The sequence below is a fragment of the Bacillus sp. SJS genome (assembly GCF_000732485.2).
GTDB lineage: Bacteria > Bacillota > Bacilli > Bacillales > Bacillaceae > Metabacillus_B > Metabacillus_B sediminis.
The window spans coordinates 29,796-50,781 of the sequence record NZ_JAQV02000031.1 but is presented as its reverse complement, the minus strand read 5'-3'; the positions used below and the strand labels follow the sequence as shown (position 1 = coordinate 50,781).

Here is a 20,986-nt window from a genome sequence, read left to right as displayed (position 1 = left end):
AACCCTCCTTGGTTTACATAATATTCTTATCAAAAACAAATACAGATACTGCCATATTTTCTTCCACTTTTATGTCGGAGAATAAATGCACAAGCTTTGCCCCCATTAGTTCTTCCATCCCTTCAGGAGGACTTGCTGAATATACATCCTGAATCATTTTTGTTCTGGCTGCATGAATCATGTCCTTGCCTTCCTGTGTTTTGGATAGAAACAGTTCGGTTGGAGTCAGATTTCCATAAAGGGTTGATACCGCCATGTTCTCTATAAAAACGGTGTGAATCCGTTCAGGCCCCTTCCCGAATAATTCCTTGCGAAGCTTTCTGATCATATCGTTAAATTCATGAATGACATTTGGCATGAATCCATCTCCTCTATTTCTCTAGCAAACTTTATCAATTGGTCTATCATAAATCAAAGATTCAAAAAATAAAAGAGCCTTGCATTGGAGCCCCCGATTGTTTCAAGGTGTATTGTATCTTTTGAAAAATGGGTCTATAATAGCCATATTGATGGAGATGCAGTAGTGCGCTGCTGTGTTTTTATCGCCTATGATAACGAAATGGCTTGGACTGGTTCTTTAGCAAGATCTGCTAATAAATTATTCCACCATGTATTGTGTGCTGTCCAATAATTGGACTCATGCAATCATGGTGGTTTTTTTATGTCCAAATTCAGGAAGGGGCAAAATAATGAGTGATTCGAAGATTAGTGTAAAAATTAATGGAAGCGAATACGAAGCCAATCCGGGGACTTCCATTCTTGAAATCTTAAACGAACAGCAGATTCAGCATCCGCAGATTTGCTATGTGCCTGAAGTGGATCCAATCCAGACGTGTGATACGTGCATCGTGGAAGTGGACGGCCAGCTTGTCCGGTCATGTGCAACCTGTGCATCTGACGGTATGAATATTGAATTGGATTCAAGTGCAGCAAAGTCAGCCCAGACAGAAGCGATGGACCGTATTCTGGAAAATCACCTGCTCTACTGCACCGTATGCGATAACAACAACGGAAATTGCAAGCTGCATAACACGGCTGAATTCATGGAAATCGAGCATCAAAAATATCCGTATACACCTAAAGTCGATCTGGATGACGTGGATATGTCCCATCCATTTTACCGCTATGATGCTAACCAATGCATCGCCTGCGGACAGTGTGTGGAAGTGTGTCAAAATCTGCAGGTGAATGAGACCCTCTCCATTGACTGGGAGGCAGACCGTCCCCGCGTCATTTGGGATGATGGTGCAGCCATCAATGATTCATCCTGCGTCAGCTGCGGACAATGTGTAACAGTCTGTCCATGTAATGCGCTCATGGAAAAATCAATGCTCGGCGAAGCCGGTTTCATGACAGGACTTAAAAGCGATATGCTCAGTCCTATGATTGATCTCGTAAAAGAGGTTGAGCCCGGATACAGCGGAATTTTCGCTATTTCGGAAGCAGAAGCTGCGATGAGAGACACTCGCACAAAGAAAACCAAAACGGTCTGCACCTTCTGCGGAGTCGGCTGTGCATTTGAAGTTTGGACGAAGGACCGTAAAATACTCAAGGTGCAACCCGTTGATGATGCACCGGTTAATGCCATTTCTACTTGTGTCAAAGGGAAATTCGGATGGGATTTCGTGAACTCCGAAGAGCGTATTACGAAACCGCTTATCCGAAAAAACGGCGCGTTCGTAGAAGCAAGCTGGAAGGAAGCCCTTGACCTCGTCGCAAGCAGACTTGGAACGATTAAAGAAAAGCACGGGGAAGGCTCCGTAGGTCTGATTTCATCTTCCAAAATTACGAACGAAGAAAACTACGTAATCCAGAAACTTGCCCGTCAGGTTTTTGAAACGAACAACGTGGACAACTGCTCCCGCTACTGCCAATCCCCTGCCACAGACGGATTATTCCGTACAGTAGGAATGGGCGGAGACGCAGGTACCATCAAGGATATTGCGAAAGCAGGCCTCGTCATCATCGTCGGCGCCAATCCGGCTGAAGGACATCCGGTTCTTGCAACACGGGTTAAACGCGCCCATAAACTTCATGGCCAGAAGCTAATCGTTTCTGACCTGCGGAAAAACGAGATGGCTGAACGATCCGATTTGTTTATCAGCCCGAAACAAGGAACGGATCAAGTGTGGATTATGGCGGTAACGAAATACATGATGGATCAAGGCTGGCACGATCAGCACTTTATTGATGAAAATGTGAATTTCTTTGATGAGTACAAGGAAGTACTTGAACGTTACACGCTTGAGTATGCTGAGAAATGGACGGGCATTACGAAGGAACAGATGATTGAAATTGCCGAAATGATTCGCGATGCTGACGGCACATGCGTGCTTTGGGGAATGGGCGTCACACAAAATACCGGCGGTTCCCATACTTCTGCTGCTATCTCCAATCTATTGCTTGCAACAGGAAATTATCGCCGTCCTGGTGCCGGCGCCTACCCTCTTCGCGGACATAACAACGTTCAAGGCGCTTGTGACATGGGTACGCTGCCAGGCTGGCTTCCAGGCTATCAGCACGTAACCGATGAAGCTGCCCGCGCAAAATTTGAAGAAGCGTACGGTGTGAAAATCAGCAGTACCCCTGGATTGAATAACATTGAAATGCTGGGGTCCATTGGTGCCGGCAAAATGAAAGCTATGTACTTGGTTGGAGAAGATATGGCACTGGTAGATGCCGATTCCAATCATGTTGATGAAATTCTTTCAAGCCTTGAGTTCTTTGTTGTTCAGGACATCTTCCTTTCCAGAACAGCCCAATACGCAGATGTTGTTCTGCCTGCGGCGCCTTCTTTAGAGAAAGATGGAACGTTCACCAACACGGAGCGTAGGGTTCAAAGATTGTATCAAGCCCTGCCAACACTTGGCGACTCCAAGCCGGATTGGTGGATTGTCCAAGAAATTGCCAACCGTCTAGGCGCAAACTGGCATTACACGCACCCAAGCGATATTTTCGCTGAAATGGCTTCCCTGTCTCCATTGTTCGGCGATGCAAGCTACGAAGTGCTTGAAGGCTGGAACAGCTTCCTGTGGGGCAGCTTTGATGGGAAAAGTACGCCGCTTCTTTATACAGACGGCTTCAACTTCCCGGACAAAAAAGCGCGGTTTGCCCTTTCTGACTGGGTGACACCTGCTGAGTTCCCTGATGAGTATGACTTGAATATCAACAATGGCCGGATGCTCGAGCATTTCCATGAAGGAAATATGACGAACAAATCCAAAGGAATTCAAGCTAAGGTCCCGCAGGTATTTGTAGAGGTCTCTCCTGCCCTAGCTAAAGAGCGCGGAGTGGAGGATGGTTCAGTGGTTCGCCTCGTTTCTCCATTTGGAGCCGTAAAATTGAGTGTCCTGATCACGGATCGGGTTAAAGGAAAAGAAATCTACCTTCCGATGAATTCAGTCGATAAAGAGACAGCAGTCAACTTCTTAACAGGGCCGATTTATGATACAGAAACCAATACGCCTGCCTATAAACAGACAAAAGTAAGGATGGAAGTGCTGGGAGAAAAACGCGAGATGCCATTGCCAAGCACAAATCCAAGAAATAAAAAACGCTATCCTCAAAACGGAGTTGAAGCAGAACGAAAATGGGCTCGCCCAGGCTATGTTCATCTGACTACGGACAAATAAGGAGGGAATACCATTGGCAGCTCCTATTACAGAAATCAGAAAACCTCAATTAAGCGAGGAAGAAGTTAAACAGCAAAAGCTTAATGATTTAAAAACACTGCTCGCTGAAAATGAAACAGCTTTGGCAAAAATGCTGGAAATAGCAAGTGAGCTGAACAGCATCGGCGTTCTTGACGCAGCGGACCATATGCTTCTAGCCAAAGACGAAATTGCAAAAATAGCTCTTGGACAGGTTTCACGCAAACCAGTTACCAACCTTCTCAATACCTTGCTCGGTGCAACTGGAGCATTGATGAAAGCAGATCCCGAACAAACTTCCAAGCTATTAAACAGTGCTGTTGCCGGTATGGATGCAGGAAGCAAATACTTAGAATCTGAAAAAAAGGTAACCGTCATGGATTTATTAAAAACACTGAGCGATCCTGATATTAATAGAGCAATCGGCTTCGGCCTCCATTTCCTCCGTGGAATGGGAAAAGATCTGAAAGAGAAATAACTTACTGACTGAAAAGACGCCTTGAGCTTCTTTTCAGTCTTTTTCAATGGCGGCGTGAGAGTCCAGATTTTGTCTGACAAGTGATGGATTTCTCAGATTGTTTGACAATTTTGTCTGACAAATGATGGACTACCCGCGAGGAAGCAGCGGGACAGATGAGAGTCTTCAGGCGTGTAGCGCAGCGAATCCTCTCCTTTGCCCTGCTCATGCATGCGAAAACCTGCCATTATTATTCTTGTTTACAGCAGTCTCCAATATAGAATCTGACTCAGTAAGGACTGATCAAAAATGACAAATGAACAAATTCTGAATGCTTTAAAGCATGTAAACGATCCTGAATTGAATAAAAGCTTAGTAGAGTTAAACATGATAAGGAATGTGCGGCTGGAGGGAAACCATATCCAGCTGCAAGTCGTTTTAACGATTTCAGGCTGTCCATTAAAGTCGAAAATTCAGGAAGACATCGAAAATGCCCTTTACAAAATTGGCGCATCCAAGGTTACGATCGAATTCGGATCGATGACTGCCGATGAAAGAGCAGCATTAACGCAATCTCTAAAAAAAGAAACGACAGCTGATAACGGCATGCCAGCCATGCTCCGCCCGGATTCAGGGGTTACCTTCCTTACCATTACGAGCGGGAAAGGCGGAGTCGGAAAATCTACCGTTACGATCAACCTTGCAGCTGCACTGGCTAAAATGGGGAAAAAAGTCGGCATTCTTGATGCAGACATTTACGGATTCAGCATTCCCGCTATGCTGCAAGTACAGGATAAACCTACAATGATTGATCAGACCGCAATCCCGGTAGAAAGCTATGGTATTAAAATCATGTCCATGGCCTTCTTTGCGAATGGAAACAACCCTGTGATGTGGCGCGGTCCCATGCTGAATAAATGGATTAAAAATTTCCTGGTAAACACCCATTGGGGGGAACTTGACTACTTGCTCCTTGATCTTCCGCCCGGAACCGGTGATGTGGCCATCGATGTAGCGGCGATGATCCCGCAGGCCAAGGAAGTTATCGTTACCACTCCTCATGTGGTCGCTTCTTTAGTAGCATCAAGAGCTGGAATCATGGCTCAGCATACGAAGCATGAAATCGCCGGAGTTGTAGAAAACATGGCCTACCTGGAAGAATCAGATGGCACGAAAAGATATTTGTTTGGGAAAGATGGCGGAGAAATGCTTGCCAGACAGCTGCAAACGGAAGTCATCGCAAGAATACCTTTTGGACAGCCTGATGACAGACTGACTGAAGGACTTTATCAAGAAGAATCTCTTCCCGGAGAAATGTTTAGAAGCCTTGCTGAACATTTCATACGTCAACAAAAGAACTAACTGTGTTCATACTGAGAATAAACAAAAAGAAAAAGCAAGAAGTTTTCCAGCTTCTTGCTTTTTCTCTATCAGTCTTCCACCTTAACTGTATAAGGGAAAACATGAACCTTCCCTTCAAACTTGAATTCTGCCCAAATCTTATATATCCCCGGTTTCTCAAATTGCGTTTCAAACTTTGTCTCTTTTTCAGAAGCCGGGTGAACATGTACGTACTTTTCCCCTTTTTCATCCAGAATGACGACATGTCCTGCAGCGCCAAGATATGGTTCCGGCTCCCCTTTGTTAAATGAAAATGCAAGCGTAACCGGTTCCTGGCTTTTCAGTTCATGGGGATTCATCTCAGCCGTATAGTCCCCTGCAGTCTTTTTATATGAGTTTTCCGGCTGCAGCGATGGGATTTTCACTCCATTTAAAGTACCGATATGGAATCCTAGCGGCTTCACCTCATACTCCGCATTTTCAGGGCTGATATCCACAAATGCCTTGTAGTTTCCGTCAGAAAGCTTTTGTTCTGCCTCAAATGTGCCATCTGCCGTTTTGACGGGATGAATATGGTGATATTTCTTCAAATCATCACTTACTACAATGAGGTGCATGATTTTTTCGTGATTGACCTTTAGTTTGTCAAATGGTTTCCCTTCATTGTCTTTTAACCTGATTACAATGCGATTATCCTGAAACGTAACTGCCGCTTGAATTTCTTTTGAGTGGACGTTAAGGTTATCGTGACTTGAATGAGGATTGGCCTCTTGATGAGAGTGATTTCTCCCCTCAGGTTTACCCGAAGCAGCTTGCACCATAAGATACACACCGGTTACTGCTCCCGCAATCAAAACGGCTGCCACAACCCATTTTGTTATGATCGACATAATCTGCCTCCCTTATTTTAGCTTTACTCGCTGGAGTCGAAGTGCATTAAGAACGACTGAAACTGAGCTAAATGCCATTGCTGCACCTGCAAGCCATGGAGCAAGGAAGCCTGCTGCAGCGATAGGAATTCCAATTACGTTATAGCCAAATGCCCAGAACAGGTTTTGTTTAATATTGCGGATCGTTTTTCGGCTCATGAATAAGGCATCAGCAATCCTGTTCAAATCCCCTCGTATGAGGGTGATATCGGCTGCCTCCATCGCCACATCTGTTCCGGTGCCGATTGCCATGCCGATATCAGCTGAAGCAAGGGCAGGTGCATCGTTTATTCCGTCTCCCACCATGGCCACCCGTTTGCCTTCTTTCTGAAGTCTTTTCACAGCCGCAGCTTTTTCTTCCGGCAATACCTCTGCAATCACTTCATCGATTCCTGCCTGAGCGGCAATAGTCTTGGCAGTTCTCTCGTTATCTCCGGTAACCATGATTACCCTTACATTCATGTCCTTCAATCTCTTCACTGCTTCTGCTGAATTTGCTTTGATCGTATCTGCAACTGAAATCAGCCCTGCATACGTACCGTTAATGCCAATCAGCATGGCGGTCTTGCCCTCCCCTTCTAATTTCTTCATTAAAGGGATTGCCTGAGAGATTTCTATACCATTTTCTTCCATAAGTTTTCTTGTTCCAGCCAAAACGATATCTCCGTTCACAGCTGAACGGATTCCATACCCTGGAATCGTTTCAAATTCCTGAACCTCTGCTAAAGGAATTCCCCGTTCTTTGATTCCATCTGTAATGGCTTTTGCCAGCGGGTGCTCTGACTGATTCTCTGCTGAAGCAAGAATGGATAAAACTTGATTTTCATTTTCCGAAATGATGTTTACATCGGTCAAAACAGGAGTACCGTTCGTTACTGTTCCCGTCTTATCTAATAAAACGGTATCAATCCTGTGCGCAGCTTCTAAATGTTCTCCGCCCTTAAACAAAATCCCGTATTCTGCCGCGCGCCCTGAACCGGCCATAATGGAGGTTGGAGTCGCAAGACCAAGAGCACATGGACAGGCGATTACAAGGACCGCAATCAGCTTTTCCAGGGCAGAAGTAAATTCACCAGGGTTAATCCAGACGATCCAAACTAAAAATGTGAGAAAAGCCAATCCTAATACTACCGGAACAAATACACCGGAAATTTGATCTGCAAGCCTTTGGATAGGTGCTTTTGAGCTTTGAGCTTCCTCCACCACTTTAATAATTTGCGCGAGAGCCGTCTCTTTTCCTACTTTGGCAGCGCGGAACTTAATGAATCCGTTCTTGTTTATCGTCGAACCGAATACTGAATCCCCGGCTGCTTTATCTGAGGGGATGCTTTCCCCTGTGAGCATGGACTCATCTATTGCCGTTCGGCCTTCGATAATCTCACCGTCAACCGGAATTTTTTCTCCCGGTTTAACGAAAACAAGATCCCCTTTTACAACTTCTTCAAGCGGAACCGTCATCTCCTGCCCATCCCGGTAAACGGAAGCTGTTTTGGCCTGCAGCCCCATCAGTTTTTTGATTGATTCGGATGACCGGCCTTTTGCTTGCGTTTCAAGCATTTTCCCAAGCAGGATGAGGGTAATGAGAATGGCGCTTGTTTCAAAATAAAGCCCTTGTATATGTTCCTGTAAACTGATTGATTTAAACGTTATGAACAGGCTGTATAAATAAGCTGTGGAAGTACCCAAGGCCACCAGAACGTCCATATTGGCGCCTTTATTTCTTAATGCATGGTAAGCGCCTTTATAAAATTGCCCACCGGCAATAAATTGAACGGGTGTAGCGAACGCAAGCTGAACCCAAGGGTTCATCAGCATATCGGGCAAATAAATAAAGGATGTAAAAGAAAAATGGCTGACCATTGCCCAAAGCAGCGGAATGGACAGAATCATAGAAAACAAGAATTTCCCCTGCTGGTTTTGAATTTCTTTTAATCGCCGGTCCCCTGCCTCCTTATCTTCCTTCTTCACTGCGGCCCCATATCCCAGTTTTTCAATCCTGTTAATAATTTCCTTTGGTCCAGTATCAGCAGGATTATATTCGACCGAAGCACTTTCCGTGGCCAGATTCACGGATGCTTTATAAACTCCATGCGTTTTATTCAGTCCTTTCTCAATCCTGGCTGCGCAGGCGGAACAGGTCATTCCTGTAATAGAAAAGGCATCTTTTATCCCTTCTGGTTCATATCCAAGATCTTTAATTTTTGCATGTATTTCAGAGAGGCTGACTGTTTTTGCATCGTATTGAATAGAAGATCGTTCAAGCGCAAGATTTACATTCGCTTCCTCTATTCCATCCAGTTTTTTAAGGCCTTTCTCAATACGGGCTGCACAGGCAGCGCATGTCATTCCGCTGATTCCAATATTTGTTTCTTTCAATTGCCTGCTCAAGATTTCCCGCCTCCTATACCTTATAGGGGTATATTTTTTCTGAAAAGAGACGCGCTACTTAGACAATAGCACGTACTCCCTGTCTTATTCTGCTGCCTCATATCCTTGATCATCAATCGTTTCGATGATTTCTTCCAGACTTACCTTTTCAGGTGTATAAGTTACTTCAGCTTTTCCTTCATTTAAATAGACTTTTACAGAGGACACCCCGCCAAGCTTTCCTACGCTATCTTCAACTGCCTTTACACAATGTCCGCAGCTCATTCCTTTAACTGTTAGAGTGGTTATCACAATAATCTCCCCTTATCCTTTTTTCATTAGCTTTCCAATCGTTAAGAGCACTTCATCCAGAACCTCTTCGTCTCCAGCCTGGATCCGTTCTGCTACGCACGTTTTCATGTGGCCTTCGAGCAATAGCTTTCCTACACTATTTAAAGCAGCCTGAGTGGCGGCGATTTGGGTAATGACATCATCACAGTACGTATCTTCTTCAATCAGTCTTTTAATTCCCCGTACCTGCCCCTCAACTCGGTTAAGACGGGACGTTAAATTCTTTTTCATTAATTCCGAATGATGGCTTTTCCGGCCGGAGCTTGCACAGTGCTCAGCTTCCTTTTCGCCTGCGTGAATTTGTTCTTCTTCCATCGTTCCACCCCCTGCTATCTGCCCTTAATATACCATACCCTTATGGGGTATGCAATTGTGCTGTTTAGAACTCGGTTTTTTGAAAGAAGTTTTAGGAGAGCGGAATAGCTAATGGTATAATAGCAAGTACGAAAAATGAACCTACTATTACACGATTTCATAAAAGGGTGCAGAAGATGAAGAGATTTATCATAATAGGGGCTGGCATTTTAGGTGCTTCCACCGCATATCACTTAGTTAAAAAAGGAGCAGAGGTTGTCATTATTGACCGGCTCGATGAAGGTCAGGCAACAGGAGCCGCTGCAGGTATAGTCTGTCCCTGGCTTTCACAGCGCAGAAATCAGGCCTGGTACAAATTGGCCAAAAGCGGCGCCCGCTATTATCCGGAACTGATTGCGGGGCTTGAAGCTGATGGAGAAACAGATACAGGCTATTCAAAAGTCGGTGCCATCAGCATCCATCAAGATGAAGAAAAAATAGCGGCGATGGAAAAACGTGCGCTGAAACGAAAAGAGGATGCCCCTGAAATCGGAGAGCTGACTCGGATGAACCCATCGCAAATCTCAGAGCTCTTCCCTCCTCTTGGCAATGAATACTATGGTCTCCATGTAAGCGGAGCTGCCCGGGTGGACGGGCGCGGAATAAGGGATGCTTTGCTGAGCGCTGCCAAAAAACACGGTGCCAAAGTTATTGCAGGCGATGCTTCCCTTATGCATCAGGATCATGCTGTTACCGGAGCGATTGTAAATGGGCATTCCTATAGATCAGATCAGGTGATTGTATGTGCGGGAGCCTGGGCTTCCTCCCTGTTTAAACCATTAGGCATATCCTTTCAGGTTCATTTTCAAAAAGCACAAATTGTCCATTTGGAGCTTCCTGGTGAGCAGACTGATCAATGGCCGGTTGTCATGCCGCCGGGCACGCAATATATTCTTGCTTTTGACGGCGGGCGAATTGTGGCTGGTGCCACTCATGAAAACACCGATGTCTTCGATACCCGTTTAACAGCAGGCGGCATTCATGAAGTTCTCAGTAAAGCAACGGAAACCGCTCCTGGTTTGAGCGATGGCCGCTTTCTTGAAGGGCGGGTTGGTTTTCGGCCCTTTACCGAAGACTTCCTGCCGGTTATAGGAGCCGTGCCTAAATGGAAAGGCCTGCTAGCCGCAAATGGATTAGGTGCTTCCGGTTTGACGATGGGTCCATACCTCGGTTCACAGCTAGCGAATCTGGCACTTAATGAACACCTTGAAATAGACTTGCAGCTCTATTCTTTGAATAAAGCGATGAAGAGTGAAGGAAGTGAAAGCATTGAGTAATAAAGAATTAGAAAACCAAATTATTCAAAACTATCAAAATGAAGAAAAAATGATGATTCTTGTTTTTGCTCAATGGTGCGTTAATCACGATCTCAATCCTGAAGAATTGTATATAGCCGCCTATCCGCAGCAAGCGGATAATCAGGCGTTAAAAGATGCTTTGGAATTGACTGTTTCTAAGGAAGAAGCAGGAGTCATTGAAGACGATACGCTGCTTGGAGTGCTTTCCTTATTTGGTAATGAAGACCTTGCATTTGTTGTGACAGAAGAAATCGATAAGCGAAAAAAGAAGAACAGATGAAGCAGCATTGGCGGCAAAGGGCTTTAGATGTAATTCTTCCCTAAGTCTGCTAAAGTGGATATATAGTGATTTACAGAAGGAGAGTGCAGATTGACGTGCATAGGCATAATCAGTCGATTTCGGTGCAAACGGCCATATTGACCGTAAGCGATACACGTACAAAAGAAAATGACATAAGCGGAGCAGCCATCCGGGAAATTTTAGAGGCGAATGGACATCCTGTTGAGGATTATACAATTGTTAATGATGACGTTTTATCAATCCGCGCTGCAATAGTTGGCTGGTGCGAACGTTCTGGCATCCAGGCTATTATTATTACAGGGGGAACAGGATTCAGTCCAAGAGATGTTACATATGAAGCCGTATCTGATTTGTTTCACAAGGAAATGCCGGGATTTGGGGAGCTTTTCAGGAATCTGAGCTACGAAGAAATCGGTGCAAAGGCCATGTTCAGCAGAGCTGCCGCGGGAAGCATAAACGGCCGTGCTGTATATGTACTGCCCGGCTCAGAAAACGCAGTAAAACTCGGAATGTCAAAGCTCATTCTTCCATCCATTCAGCACTTCACAGAGGAGTTAAACCGTCTATGAAAATGGCTGGCGTAGTTCTCGCGGGCGGCAGGTCTTCAAGATTTGGCAAACCGAAAATGTTCGAGCTGCATAATGGTAAACCTTTCTATGAACATAGTTTGGATGCATTAAAACAAAATCACCTCTCCCCTCTTGTGATTTCGACGAATGAAGAGCTTGTCGGACAGTTTAAGCGTGAGGATGTCCGGCTGATTGTTGAGGAAGAGTCTTCTTCCTATCAAGGGCCCTTGTATGCCATCCATAATGTAATGAGCCGGATGGATGATCCAGATTGGTTTTTCATTCTGTCATGCGATATCCCTTTTGTCACAGCAGAATTTGTGGATGAAATGATTGGTTTTGCCAATGATTCTGAAGCAGATGCGGTCGTACCGGTTCAGGGCGGACGCATACAGCCGTTAATGGCCCTGTATCATAAAAGAACCATTGAAAATCAAGAGAAAATGCTGGCAGCTGATGAACACAAGCTTGAGCATCTTCTGAATGATTTACATGTATTAACGATTCCATTTCCTGAGGATGATCCTGCTTTTATTAACATTAATCATGCCAAGGACTGGAATAAGGATTATTAGGAGGAAAGCTTTATGAGTTCTTTCACGCATTGGAACGAATCAGGAAGACCAAAAATGGTGGATATATCAGATAAGGACAGCTCAAACCGCACGGCAGTTGCTCAAGCTGTCATTACTTTATCCCCTGAACTCTATGAAGCGATACAAGCGGGATCCATAAAAAAAGGCGATCCGCTGCAGGTGGCTCAGATTGCCGGGATTATGGGCGCAAAGAAAACAGCGGAGATTATTCCGATGTGCCACCCTATTCAGCTGCAGGGCACCGACTTTGACTTTCAATATATGAAAAGCAAGGAAGGCTATGAGCTTATTATGCATGCAGAAGTAAAGTGCGACGGTAAAACGGGCGTTGAAATGGAAGCCTTGACCGCAGTATCCATTGCTGCGCTGACTTTTTATGATATGTGCAAAGCGGTTGATAAAAGCATGGTTATTAAGGAAACCTCCCTGCTGAAAAAAACAGGTGGAAAGAGCGGCGATTATATCCGCTCTTAAACGGATCCCATTGGAAATAGCCTAAGTAATTTAGTCGTGAAATAGAAAACCGAATTTACAAAGCTTCTATAAAGGTAAATTGCATAGTTTACGACAATAAAATCAGACAGAAAAACGCAGAGGCTGCTTGATCCTCTGCGTTTTTTAACATTATTTCTGGTTCTATGAACTTCTGGTTATTCTTTTCCGCTAAACTCTAAAATATTTAAACCCTCTGATGCTTCCGGTGCTTCAAAATATTTAGTAACATTGATAAACACCGCTTCCGTGTCAAATGCTGTTCTCTCGGGTTCTTCTTTACGTCTTTTTGCAATTTGACGCAAGCATTGCTCGTTCGTTAGATTAAGGAAAATTAGCTGATGGCTTGCGTTGACTTCTGCCGCAATATCCAAAAACCACTTTCGCAGTTTTTGAGTATTGGCTGGAAAATCCATTATGACATCTGTACCGACACTTAAAATGTTTTGGACATGCTTTTTCACCAATGGCTTGAGCTGCGCTGAATATTTCAGATAATCCTCAAATGAGACGATCTGATTGGGATAAAGAGACGAAAGCCATTCATCCTCTGACAACAGTACCGCATGCTTATCTATCGCCAATTGTTTGGATTTAGTTGATTTTCCTGCGCCCATTTTTCCACAGAAAAAGTATAGCGTCCCCGATTGTTTCATATTTTTTAGTCCCCAATCTTTTTATATTGGCTGTTGCTCCGCCTTATATCCGGTAATTGAAAAGGGAGAAAAATGACTCATACTATTATTTTAATATTTAACAAGCATTTCAAACTTGATCTACCTTCAATAAATCAAGTCGTTACCATCAAATTCTTTATTAGCCATACCTAACCCTTTTTGGATTAGAGGTTATTCATCTAATCGAATGACCCTGCCTCTGCACGTTTTCCTTCAGCCCCCGTTTTCTCTCTAAAAATCAGCCAAAGCACGAGTCCCATACCGGCGGCTATTCCTTCGAGAGAAAGAATATACCAGGGATAGGGTCCAAGCAGATCGAGCAAACTTCCGCTGGACGGCTTATGGTCAAGGAACATATAATTTCCTCCCGTATAGCTGTTTACAAAAAGAACGAGCGGAAGCAGGATATTTAGAAATACAACCGTTTTTAAAACCGAATAAATGGTAGGGCGATACCCCTTCACCCATGTATAGTAGAGCGGAACGGCGATAATCCACGTATGCGTATAGAAAAAATGAAAAAAACGGAAATGCGGAAAATCGATTGAGAGCACCGGAGTCAGCAAAGCCTGAGACGCTCCCATTAATCCGATAAACAGCAGGATTTCATACACAAGACGGCTCCCTGTAAGCAGCAGCAATACAGTCAGAATAAAACTGATATTGCAAAGCTCGAGCGGAAGTGCATGTCTTACTTCCCAATTGTTATTAACAATCAGCCAAACGTGATAAAGAAGTTCAACCGCAGCTAAGCTGACAGCTAAGCCAATCTCTAAGGGTTTCATCTTTTTTTCTTTAAGCACTGATCTAAAAACATATAAAACAATCAATAAAACGAGAAGCACAGCCAAAGCAGCAATATGACTGCTGCCGAACATAGCAAAAGGAAAATCCTCCTGATTGTTTCCGAATAGATTCATTTTTCCTTCTCCATCAAAGTATGACGTCCCTTTCATATTATCATTATTCTAAAGGATGGGAGACCCCTTTTTTGGAAGTCTATTGCTGTCATATTCTTGCTTACCTATTCATAAATCGTTATCGGCTTCCTTCTATTGGTTTATAATTTTCCTATAAAGGAGTGATGAGTGTGAAAGAACAGGAGCTGTTTGAAGCAATCTATGAAACGATTTTAAGCAGAACTGCGAAATATGATGGCTTATACTATGTCGGAATCACCTCAACCAAAATCTTCTGCCGGCCCTCCTGCCGTTCGAAGACACCTAAAAGAGAAAATGTCAGGGTGTACAGAAGCATCCAGGAAGCAATCGATGCAGGATTCCGGGCGTGCAAACGGTGCAAGCCTGAGGTTTCAGGCTTGCATGGTCCTGATGCAGAACTGGCTGAAAAATTAAAGGAGCTCATTCACCATCAATATAGAGAAGCATTAACATTAAACACCATGGCCCTGCAATTAGCCATAAGTCCGTATCATCTCCTGCGAGTATTTAAACGTGTCACAGGTTTGACCCCATCCAAATATTTGATGAATTACAGAATGAGCGAGGCAAAAAAGCTATTGCTGGCAGATCAAAAAGCCATCGCTGAAGTTGCAGCTGAGACAGGATTTTCAAATCCACCGCATTTTTCATCTGTGTTTAAAAAAATAGCAGGCTGCACCCCTCAGGAATACAGAGAAAAAATGGCGGCAGAAGGGGAACGTTTAAAATGAATGAAATCGTGCCTGTTTACTGGAGTCAATTTTCACATGAAACTTTCAACCCTCTCCCTTTTTATGTTGCTGCGACCGATTATGACGTTTGCAGACTGACATGGCCGGGAGAATCTTTTGAAACTTTAGAAGACTGGGTTGCTTTAAAAATTCCGGGTTCAAAATTAGAACATAACCCAAAAGAAACAGCTGTCTACATTCAAGAGCTTATGGAATATTTAAACGGGGATCGAAAAGGATTTCAGTTTCCTATCGATTTATACGGAACCATTTTTCAAAAGGCTATATGGAACGCATTGTTAAACATCCCTTATGGAGCTGTCCGCAGCTATTCCCAGCTTGCAGAAGCTGCCGGAAATAAAAAGGCAGTCCGGGCAGCCGGAACAGCAAATGGCGCTAACCCCGTTCCGATCGCAGTGCCCTGCCATCGGGTTATTGGATCCAATAATACCTTAACAGGATTCAGGGGCGGACTCCATATGAAAGAACGCCTTCTCCGATTGGAGGATTATCATGATTTCAGCATCAAAGGACATGCCCGTTTTCAATTTTAGCGCCGAGTCTGAATCCATGATCATCCAGGTGCCGAAATATTTCAGCTACAAAGAAACGCTTCATTACTTAACCAGGTCTACCCAGGAATGCCTTCATCAAGTTGTTAGCGGAGAAATCTATAAGGTTCTCGTTATTGACCAGCAGAAAATTCTTGTCAGGATAAAGGAAAGCGGTCATTCTTTTCTTGAGCTCAAAATAGTGGATGGTTCAGATAAAAGCGAGAGCATGCATCGTAAGGCTGCCGAATATACCGCCGACTGGCTCGATCTCACTACAGATCTCGACCCTTTTTATCAGATAGCAAATAACGATCCAATTCTTGGTTCTCTCACTCGGAAATTTGAGGGTCTTCGGATAATCGGGGTCCCTGATTTGTTCGAAGCATTGACCTGGGCTGTCATCGGACAGCAAATCAATCTGGCTTTTGCCTATACACTGAAGAAAAGATTGGTTGAAGCATACGGTGAGAAGCATGTATGGGCTGAACAGGCTTTTTGGACCTTTCCTGCTCCGGAAACCATAGCTTCTCTTTCCGCAGAGAACCTGCGGGAGCTTCAATTTACAGGAAAAAAAGCAGAGTATGTGATCGGGATCGCCAAACTGATTGCAGATGGAAAGATAACGAAAGAAAACCTTCTGAGAGATCGGAATGTAAAGGGAATAGAAGAAAAACTTTTGTCCATCCGGGGGATCGGTCCATGGACAGCAAACTATTGTATGATGAGATGCCTCAGGATATCCTCGAGCTTTCCTTTTGGAGATGCGGCTCTTAACAAAGCTTTGCAGAACGCAGGATTTAAAGAGAGAAAACTTTCGAGAGAGGAAATGGAAGAAATCTTTTTACCTTGGTCACCGTGGGAGGCTTATGCTGTTTTTTATTTTTGGAGGAGCTTGTCAAAAGAATAGATGTAAACCCAATCCATATTGGATTGGGTTTACTTTGGCTTTTACTGATGGCTTTGACCTGCAGAACTTTTTTTCAACCGTCCATAATAAAGCCATGTTCTCAAAACAAAGGAACCGAACATAAAAATACAGATGGTATACATCACGGTATTCAACGCATTTAATCCCCTAAACCCGAAATTAGACCCGTTTGAAATAAAAATACTTAAATTCAATAAATAAACCAACGTAATAGGCAGAAACAAAAGACTATAAGAAAAAACGATTTTCCGTGCATGCTTTAACCGGTGAATCTTATCACTGTATAAGTTGGGCCTTTCCTCAAGTGCACCATATGCTCTGCTCCATATAGTCCATTTTTGCAAAGACGATTTGGAGGTAAATACGCTTTTCCAACCTGCATCCCTGTGCATTTCATAGTATTGTTCGTTCGAAATGTTTTGATAGTCGGCACAATAGCGAACTTGACGGGGATTGCCCTTCTTAAAGTAAAAAACAGTTCCTGTCCTGCTTACACGATATAGATGGAATCCTTTCCTCTCCTTTTCCTCAAGCCATTTCTCAAGTTGATCAGGAGCATACATCCAGCCAATTTTTCTTTTAACTATTAGTTCTCTTTCATTAATCAGATGTTTTTCTCTCTCTTTGCTAAATGCTTCATTACGCTTTGAAGGATCCTGGTTTTCACTGAAACTTTTTATCAATTTATTTAGCTTAAGAAAAGAGTAAACAGAAAACATACCAAGTATGATTGCTAATGCCCCAGCTGTTATGGGGATGAACCAAAGAGGACTCTCCTCCACCTCTACAGAAGTATTTTGGAAAAAAGAAACACTAAACATAGATGCGATGAAAATAGCAATGACGGATAAATAAATCAGGATACTGGCGAAGAGGTATTTACACTGCAGGCTTCGTTTGATGATCCCTTCACGGGAAGGAAAAGTCTTTAGCAGCATAGGCTGTTTTTCATTAACAGCTATATACCAGCGGCCGGATTGAACTCCTTTTCTCCATCCGTCTTCCATTAGCCCTTCAGAAAGGGTCTCGTTTTTTAAACGACTATATCCAATCTGGCAGGAAAGGGCTGTCGGCATCCCTTTCTCGAAAAAGAAACACCTTGTCCATCGGTTCATGCGGACAAGTAAATAACCCTCTTGACCCAATTCTGAAATCATCTGTTCTGTCTTCTGAATATCATAGCTCCAAAACGGTCTCCATACCTTTTTCATTCGAATTTCTCCTCATGATTTATGGCATTTTGATGCAGCTCCTTTAGCCGTTTGATTTCAGCTGCCATCAGTATTTTTCCAGTGTCAGTCACTTCGTACACCGTTTTTCTGTCTTCATCCGCAAATAAGGTAATGACCCCATCCTTTTGCATCTTTGTCAGAGTTCCATAAACGGTTCCGGAACCAAGACGGATTCTAGCGTTTGTCATTTCTTCTACATGTTTTACAATCCCATAACCATGCCTGGGCTTTGTTAAAGAAAGGAGAATATAGAATGCGGTTTCTGTCATGGGGGTATATTTTTTTTAGACGTTATCTATTTCCAAATGAACACCTCTAAGACTATGTCATAACATGATTTTCTAATTTTAACCATTTAAAAGCAGAAACTTTGTATTAAAAATAAGCTGATGTAAGATTAAATGATCAACTAGGTTTTCAGAAAGAAGGTTTGCAATGAAACTCAGTATTTTAGACCAATCTCCCCTATCGTCCGGAAAAACACCGAAAGATGCACTGGAAGCATCCCTTCGCTTAGCCCAATATGGCGAAGGATTGGGATATAAAAGATATTGGATTGCCGAGCACCATGATTTCACCGGGCTGACGAGTTCGGCCCCTGAGGTCATGCTTGGATACATAGGAGGGAAAACGAAGACGATCCGGCTCGGTGCCGGAGCGGTTTTATTGCCTCATTACAAACCTTTTAAAGTGGCAGAAACCTTTAATCTTCTCTCTACTCTTTTTCCTGACCGTATTGATCTCGGTATTGGAAGATCGCCGGGAGGCTCTGCTGAAGCGTCCATAGCCCTGTCCGGAAATTTCCTTGAAAATGTTAGACAGCTTCCTGATATTTATAACGATCTTCTGCATTTTATTAGAGGAGACTTTCCAGAAAACCATATGTTTTCAACGATTCAGCCTGCCCCGCTGCCTCCCGTTCCTCCGGATGTTTTTGTACTGGGAACGAGCAGGAAGAGTGCAAAGATGGCAGCGGAAGGCGGAACAGGTTATGTATTTGGACAGTTCATGGGAGGTACAGATCCGGAAATCATCCAATCGTACAAGGATGCTTTCCATGCAAGCGGTCATAAATCAAAACCTGAAGTACTACTGGCTGCTGCTGTAATATGTGCAGAAACCCGGGAGGAGGCAGAGAAAATTGCTTTAAGCAACCAAGTGTGGCAAATGATGCTTGCGAAGGGTGAAGGCAGGAAGGGGGTCCCTTCTCTCGAAGAAGCTGAGGCCTATGTGCTTACTCAGGAAGAAAAAGAACAGCTAGAAAAAATGAAAACCCTGCAGATTATCGGCAGCCCGCCTGAGGTGAAGGCGAAACTGGAAAAACTTGCATCAGACTATGATTCGGATGAATTGATGATCATCTCCATTACTCACAAAGAAGCCGACAAGCTCCATTCTTATAAGCTGATTGCTCATGAATTTGGATATTAAAAAGGCCGGGGTCACTTCCCGGCCTTTTTCTCTATCAATTCAAGAAAATAATCTCCTACTGCGTTCTCTTCATATAAATTTACAGCAGAGGTTGAATATTGTTTGATCACGGCTTGAAATGACAGGTCTTTTTCCGGCACTTTCACATCGAAATCATTTTTGTAAAGCAAGGTTGTTGTTTCATGATAATCCTCCCCGCTTTTCACTCTAAAATGGAAGCTGATTAAATGGGATCCATTCACTTCCTCATGGATGAAGTTTGTTCCTTCAATTGACCGTTCATTTATATTAATAATCATGACAATCACTCCTATTCCTGATAAAAAAGAGAGTTCTTTATAAAAGAACTCTCCTTTATTGGTTAATGATGGTTATGCCATCCTTTGTTTTTATTGATGATTTCAAATCGTTCCTGAGGGACGAAGAAAAACTGGATCCATACTCCGTCCAAAAATTCTTCACGGCTGTCCATTAGGATGTCTATATCTTTATCTGTTTTCACAATTTCATCATGTTCAGTCGGTGTATCAAGTTTCACATCATAATGGGCATGGTCCCCGTGCATTTCCGTGATGAACACCCGTATCATTTTCCCTTGTCCTTCTTCACTTTCAAGCATTCTTTTCAGCACTTTTGCTGCATTTCTGTTTATTTTGCATTCCATAAGTTGATCTCCTTCACTGATGGTTATTTCATTAGCTGTGAAACAATTTCATAAGAGCGCAAACGTGCCTGATGGTCAAAAATGTTAGCCGTAATCATCATCTCGTCTGCCTGGGTTTCGTTTAAAAAGCTTTGAAGCTTCGCCTTCACTTGACCAGGATCACCGATTGCTGAAGCACGCAGTGTTTGCTGAATGGACGCTTTTTCATATTCATTCCACAAATCATCCATATCATCCACCGGAGGATTCAATTGGCCCGGACGGCCCCTGACAAGATTGAGAAATTGCTGTTTCATGGAAGTAGACAAATACTGCGCCTGTGCCTCGCTGTCGGCCGCTACTACATTCATTCCAACCATAGCATACGGTTCATCCAGAACGTCGGAAGGACGGAAATGATTCCTGTAGATTCTTAAGGCTTCAGTCGTATGATCCGGTGAAAAATGGCTGGCGAACGCAAATGGCAATCCAAGCTGACCGGCAAGATGGGCACTGAAGCCGCTTGATCCAAGCAGCCAGACCGGAATATTTAAACCTTCACCGGGAATCGCTTTTACATGGCTGTATTCTGTCGGATTGAAGTATGCTCTCAGCTCCTCCACTTGTTCAGGAAAATCCTCTGCGCTCCCCTTTAGCTCTCTTCTTAAGGCCTGTGCTGTCAGCTGATCGGTTCCGGGTGCTCTTCCCAATCCAAGGTCGATTCGTCCCGGAAAGAGTGACTCGAGTGTTCCAAATTGCTCAGCAATGACAAGCGGAGCGTGGTTAGGGAGCATAATGCCGCCTGAGCCGACCCGGATGGTTGAAGTTCCCTGAGCGATATGACCAATCACGACTGCTGTCGCTGAACTGGCAATCCCTCTCATATTGTGATGCTCAGCAAGCCAATAGCGGTTGTATCCCCATTTTTCTGCATGCTGCGCCAAATCCAGCGAGTTGCCCAAAGCTTCCCCTGCATGGCTTCCAGAAACGATAGGTGCAAGGTCCAGGACAGAAAGCTTAATTTCATGCAGCTGTTTATTCTTTTCATCTGCGTAATTCCGTTTAAACACGCGTATTCCTCCTTGTTTACGATTCCTTATATATGGAAGGGTTTCTTATAGTATCAAATCATAAGGACAACTTT

The 20,986-nt window shown here is 43.7% G+C and carries 24 protein-coding genes; 12 read left to right on the top strand and 12 right to left on the bottom strand.

The window, feature by feature from the left end:
• Positions 1-13 precede the first annotated feature (13 nt).
• Positions 14-358, bottom strand: a complete 345-nt coding sequence (locus AS29_RS17775; RefSeq protein ID WP_035411404.1) for a DUF2294 domain-containing protein — start codon at positions 356-358, stop codon at positions 14-16.
• A gap of 331 nt (positions 359-689) precedes the next feature.
• Between AS29_RS17775 and fdhF the strand changes: the two genes are divergently transcribed.
• The 3 genes from fdhF to AS29_RS17760 all read left to right on the top strand — a co-directional run bounded on the left by fdhF (position 690) and on the right by AS29_RS17760 (position 5,469).
• Complete coding sequence (fdhF, locus tag AS29_RS17770) at positions 690-3,632, top strand: formate dehydrogenase subunit alpha (protein WP_035411401.1); 2,943 nt, start codon at positions 690-692, stop codon at positions 3,630-3,632.
• Positions 3,633-3,645: 13 nt separating this feature from the next.
• Positions 3,646-4,128, top strand: a complete 483-nt coding sequence (locus AS29_RS17765) for a DUF1641 domain-containing protein (RefSeq protein ID WP_035411397.1) — start codon at positions 3,646-3,648, stop codon at positions 4,126-4,128.
• A 288-nt stretch (positions 4,129-4,416) separates the two neighbouring features.
• Complete coding sequence (locus AS29_RS17760; RefSeq protein ID WP_035411394.1) at positions 4,417-5,469, top strand: P-loop NTPase; 1,053 nt, start codon at positions 4,417-4,419, stop codon at positions 5,467-5,469.
• Positions 5,470-5,537: 68 nt separating this feature from the next.
• Here the strand turns inward: AS29_RS17760 and AS29_RS17755 are convergent, their stop codons facing one another.
• The 4 genes from AS29_RS17755 to AS29_RS17740 all read right to left on the bottom strand — a co-directional run bounded on the left by AS29_RS17755 (position 5,538) and on the right by AS29_RS17740 (position 9,410).
• The gene (locus AS29_RS17755; RefSeq protein ID WP_051860811.1) at positions 5,538-6,338 is read right to left on the bottom strand and encodes a hypothetical protein; all 801 of its coding nucleotides are present in this window, start codon (positions 6,336-6,338) and stop codon (positions 5,538-5,540) included.
• 12 nt (positions 6,339-6,350) lie between these two features.
• Positions 6,351-8,765 carry a heavy metal translocating P-type ATPase gene (locus AS29_RS17750; protein WP_035411390.1) on the bottom strand — a complete coding sequence of 805 codons (2,415 nt, stop codon included), beginning with the start codon at positions 8,763-8,765 and terminating at the stop codon, positions 6,351-6,353.
• Between the two features lie 84 nt (positions 8,766-8,849).
• The gene (gene copZ / locus AS29_RS17745; RefSeq protein ID WP_442854544.1) at positions 8,850-9,056 is read right to left on the bottom strand and encodes a copper chaperone CopZ; all 207 of its coding nucleotides are present in this window, start codon (positions 9,054-9,056) and stop codon (positions 8,850-8,852) included.
• Between the two features lie 12 nt (positions 9,057-9,068).
• The gene (locus tag AS29_RS17740) at positions 9,069-9,410 is read right to left on the bottom strand and encodes a metal-sensitive transcriptional regulator (protein WP_051860810.1); all 342 of its coding nucleotides are present in this window, start codon (positions 9,408-9,410) and stop codon (positions 9,069-9,071) included.
• A gap of 176 nt (positions 9,411-9,586) precedes the next feature.
• Between AS29_RS17740 and AS29_RS17735 the strand changes: the two genes are divergently transcribed.
• The 5 genes from AS29_RS17735 (at position 9,587) to moaC (ending at position 12,687) form a co-directional block, all read left to right on the top strand.
• Positions 9,587-10,726: an NAD(P)/FAD-dependent oxidoreductase gene (locus tag AS29_RS17735; protein ID WP_035411386.1), complete on the top strand. Its 1,140-nt coding sequence runs from the start codon at positions 9,587-9,589 to the stop codon at positions 10,724-10,726.
• Positions 10,719-11,027: a hypothetical protein gene (locus tag AS29_RS17730; protein WP_035411383.1), complete on the top strand. Its 309-nt coding sequence runs from the start codon at positions 10,719-10,721 to the stop codon at positions 11,025-11,027. The genes AS29_RS17735 and AS29_RS17730 overlap by 8 nt, the downstream gene beginning before the upstream one ends.
• A gap of 65 nt (positions 11,028-11,092) precedes the next feature.
• Positions 11,093-11,617 carry a MogA/MoaB family molybdenum cofactor biosynthesis protein gene (locus tag AS29_RS17725; protein ID WP_442854543.1) on the top strand — a complete coding sequence of 175 codons (525 nt, stop codon included), beginning with the start codon at positions 11,093-11,095 and terminating at the stop codon, positions 11,615-11,617.
• A complete protein-coding gene (locus tag AS29_RS17720; protein WP_035411377.1) occupies positions 11,614-12,192 on the top strand; it encodes a molybdenum cofactor guanylyltransferase in 579 nt (192 codons plus the stop codon). The genes AS29_RS17725 and AS29_RS17720 overlap by 4 nt, the downstream gene beginning before the upstream one ends.
• A gap of 12 nt (positions 12,193-12,204) precedes the next feature.
• A complete protein-coding gene (gene moaC / locus AS29_RS17715) occupies positions 12,205-12,687 on the top strand; it encodes a cyclic pyranopterin monophosphate synthase MoaC (RefSeq protein WP_035411374.1) in 483 nt (160 codons plus the stop codon).
• 176 nt (positions 12,688-12,863) lie between these two features.
• On the opposite strand, the gene AS29_RS17710 is transcribed toward moaC, so the two are convergent.
• Positions 12,864-13,361: an AAA family ATPase gene (locus AS29_RS17710; protein WP_035411371.1), complete on the bottom strand. Its 498-nt coding sequence runs from the start codon at positions 13,359-13,361 to the stop codon at positions 12,864-12,866.
• 200 nt (positions 13,362-13,561) lie between these two features.
• Positions 13,562-14,302, bottom strand: a complete 741-nt coding sequence (locus AS29_RS17705) for a YwaF family protein (RefSeq protein WP_035412023.1) — start codon at positions 14,300-14,302, stop codon at positions 13,562-13,564.
• Between the two features lie 170 nt (positions 14,303-14,472).
• Here AS29_RS17705 and AS29_RS17700 point away from each other — a divergent pair, with 170 nt between their 5' ends.
• The 3 genes from AS29_RS17700 to AS29_RS17690 are packed head-to-tail and all read left to right on the top strand — an operon-like array spanning position 14,473 to position 16,515.
• The gene (locus tag AS29_RS17700; protein WP_051860809.1) at positions 14,473-15,054 is read left to right on the top strand and encodes a bifunctional transcriptional activator/DNA repair enzyme AdaA; all 582 of its coding nucleotides are present in this window, start codon (positions 14,473-14,475) and stop codon (positions 15,052-15,054) included.
• Positions 15,051-15,608 (top strand): methylated-DNA--[protein]-cysteine S-methyltransferase, encoded by a 558-nt coding sequence (locus tag AS29_RS17695; protein ID WP_035411365.1) that lies wholly within the window; start codon positions 15,051-15,053, stop codon positions 15,606-15,608. The genes AS29_RS17700 and AS29_RS17695 overlap by 4 nt, the downstream gene beginning before the upstream one ends.
• Entirely contained in the window at positions 15,568-16,515 is a 948-nt protein-coding gene (locus tag AS29_RS17690; RefSeq protein ID WP_051860808.1) for a DNA-3-methyladenine glycosylase family protein, read from the top strand. The genes AS29_RS17695 and AS29_RS17690 overlap by 41 nt, the downstream gene beginning before the upstream one ends.
• A gap of 41 nt (positions 16,516-16,556) precedes the next feature.
• Here AS29_RS17690 and AS29_RS17685 read toward each other — a convergent pair whose 3' ends face one another.
• Both AS29_RS17685 and AS29_RS17680 read right to left on the bottom strand, forming a co-directional pair.
• Positions 16,557-17,747: a DUF2812 domain-containing protein gene (locus tag AS29_RS17685; RefSeq protein ID WP_035411363.1), complete on the bottom strand. Its 1,191-nt coding sequence runs from the start codon at positions 17,745-17,747 to the stop codon at positions 16,557-16,559.
• On the bottom strand, positions 17,744-18,037 hold the full coding sequence (locus AS29_RS17680) for a PadR family transcriptional regulator (RefSeq protein WP_051860807.1): 294 nt from the start codon (positions 18,035-18,037) through the stop codon (positions 17,744-17,746). Before AS29_RS17680 ends, AS29_RS17685 begins: the two co-directional genes overlap by 4 nt.
• Before the next feature lie 166 nt (positions 18,038-18,203).
• Between AS29_RS17680 and AS29_RS17675 the strand changes: the two genes are divergently transcribed.
• Positions 18,204-19,199: an LLM class flavin-dependent oxidoreductase gene (locus AS29_RS17675; protein WP_035411360.1), complete on the top strand. Its 996-nt coding sequence runs from the start codon at positions 18,204-18,206 to the stop codon at positions 19,197-19,199.
• Positions 19,200-19,210: 11 nt separating this feature from the next.
• Here AS29_RS17675 and AS29_RS17670 read toward each other — a convergent pair whose 3' ends face one another.
• The 3 genes from AS29_RS17670 to AS29_RS17660 form a co-directional block, all read right to left on the bottom strand.
• Positions 19,211-19,498, bottom strand: coding sequence for a DUF3219 family protein (locus AS29_RS17670; RefSeq protein WP_156505978.1), 288 nt, complete (start codon positions 19,496-19,498; stop codon positions 19,211-19,213).
• A 62-nt stretch (positions 19,499-19,560) separates the two neighbouring features.
• A complete protein-coding gene (locus AS29_RS17665; protein ID WP_035411357.1) occupies positions 19,561-19,863 on the bottom strand; it encodes a heme biosynthesis protein HemY in 303 nt (100 codons plus the stop codon).
• 23 nt (positions 19,864-19,886) lie between these two features.
• Positions 19,887-20,912: an LLM class flavin-dependent oxidoreductase gene (locus AS29_RS17660; RefSeq protein ID WP_035411355.1), complete on the bottom strand. Its 1,026-nt coding sequence runs from the start codon at positions 20,910-20,912 to the stop codon at positions 19,887-19,889.
• Between the last annotated feature and the right edge of the window lie 74 nt (positions 20,913-20,986).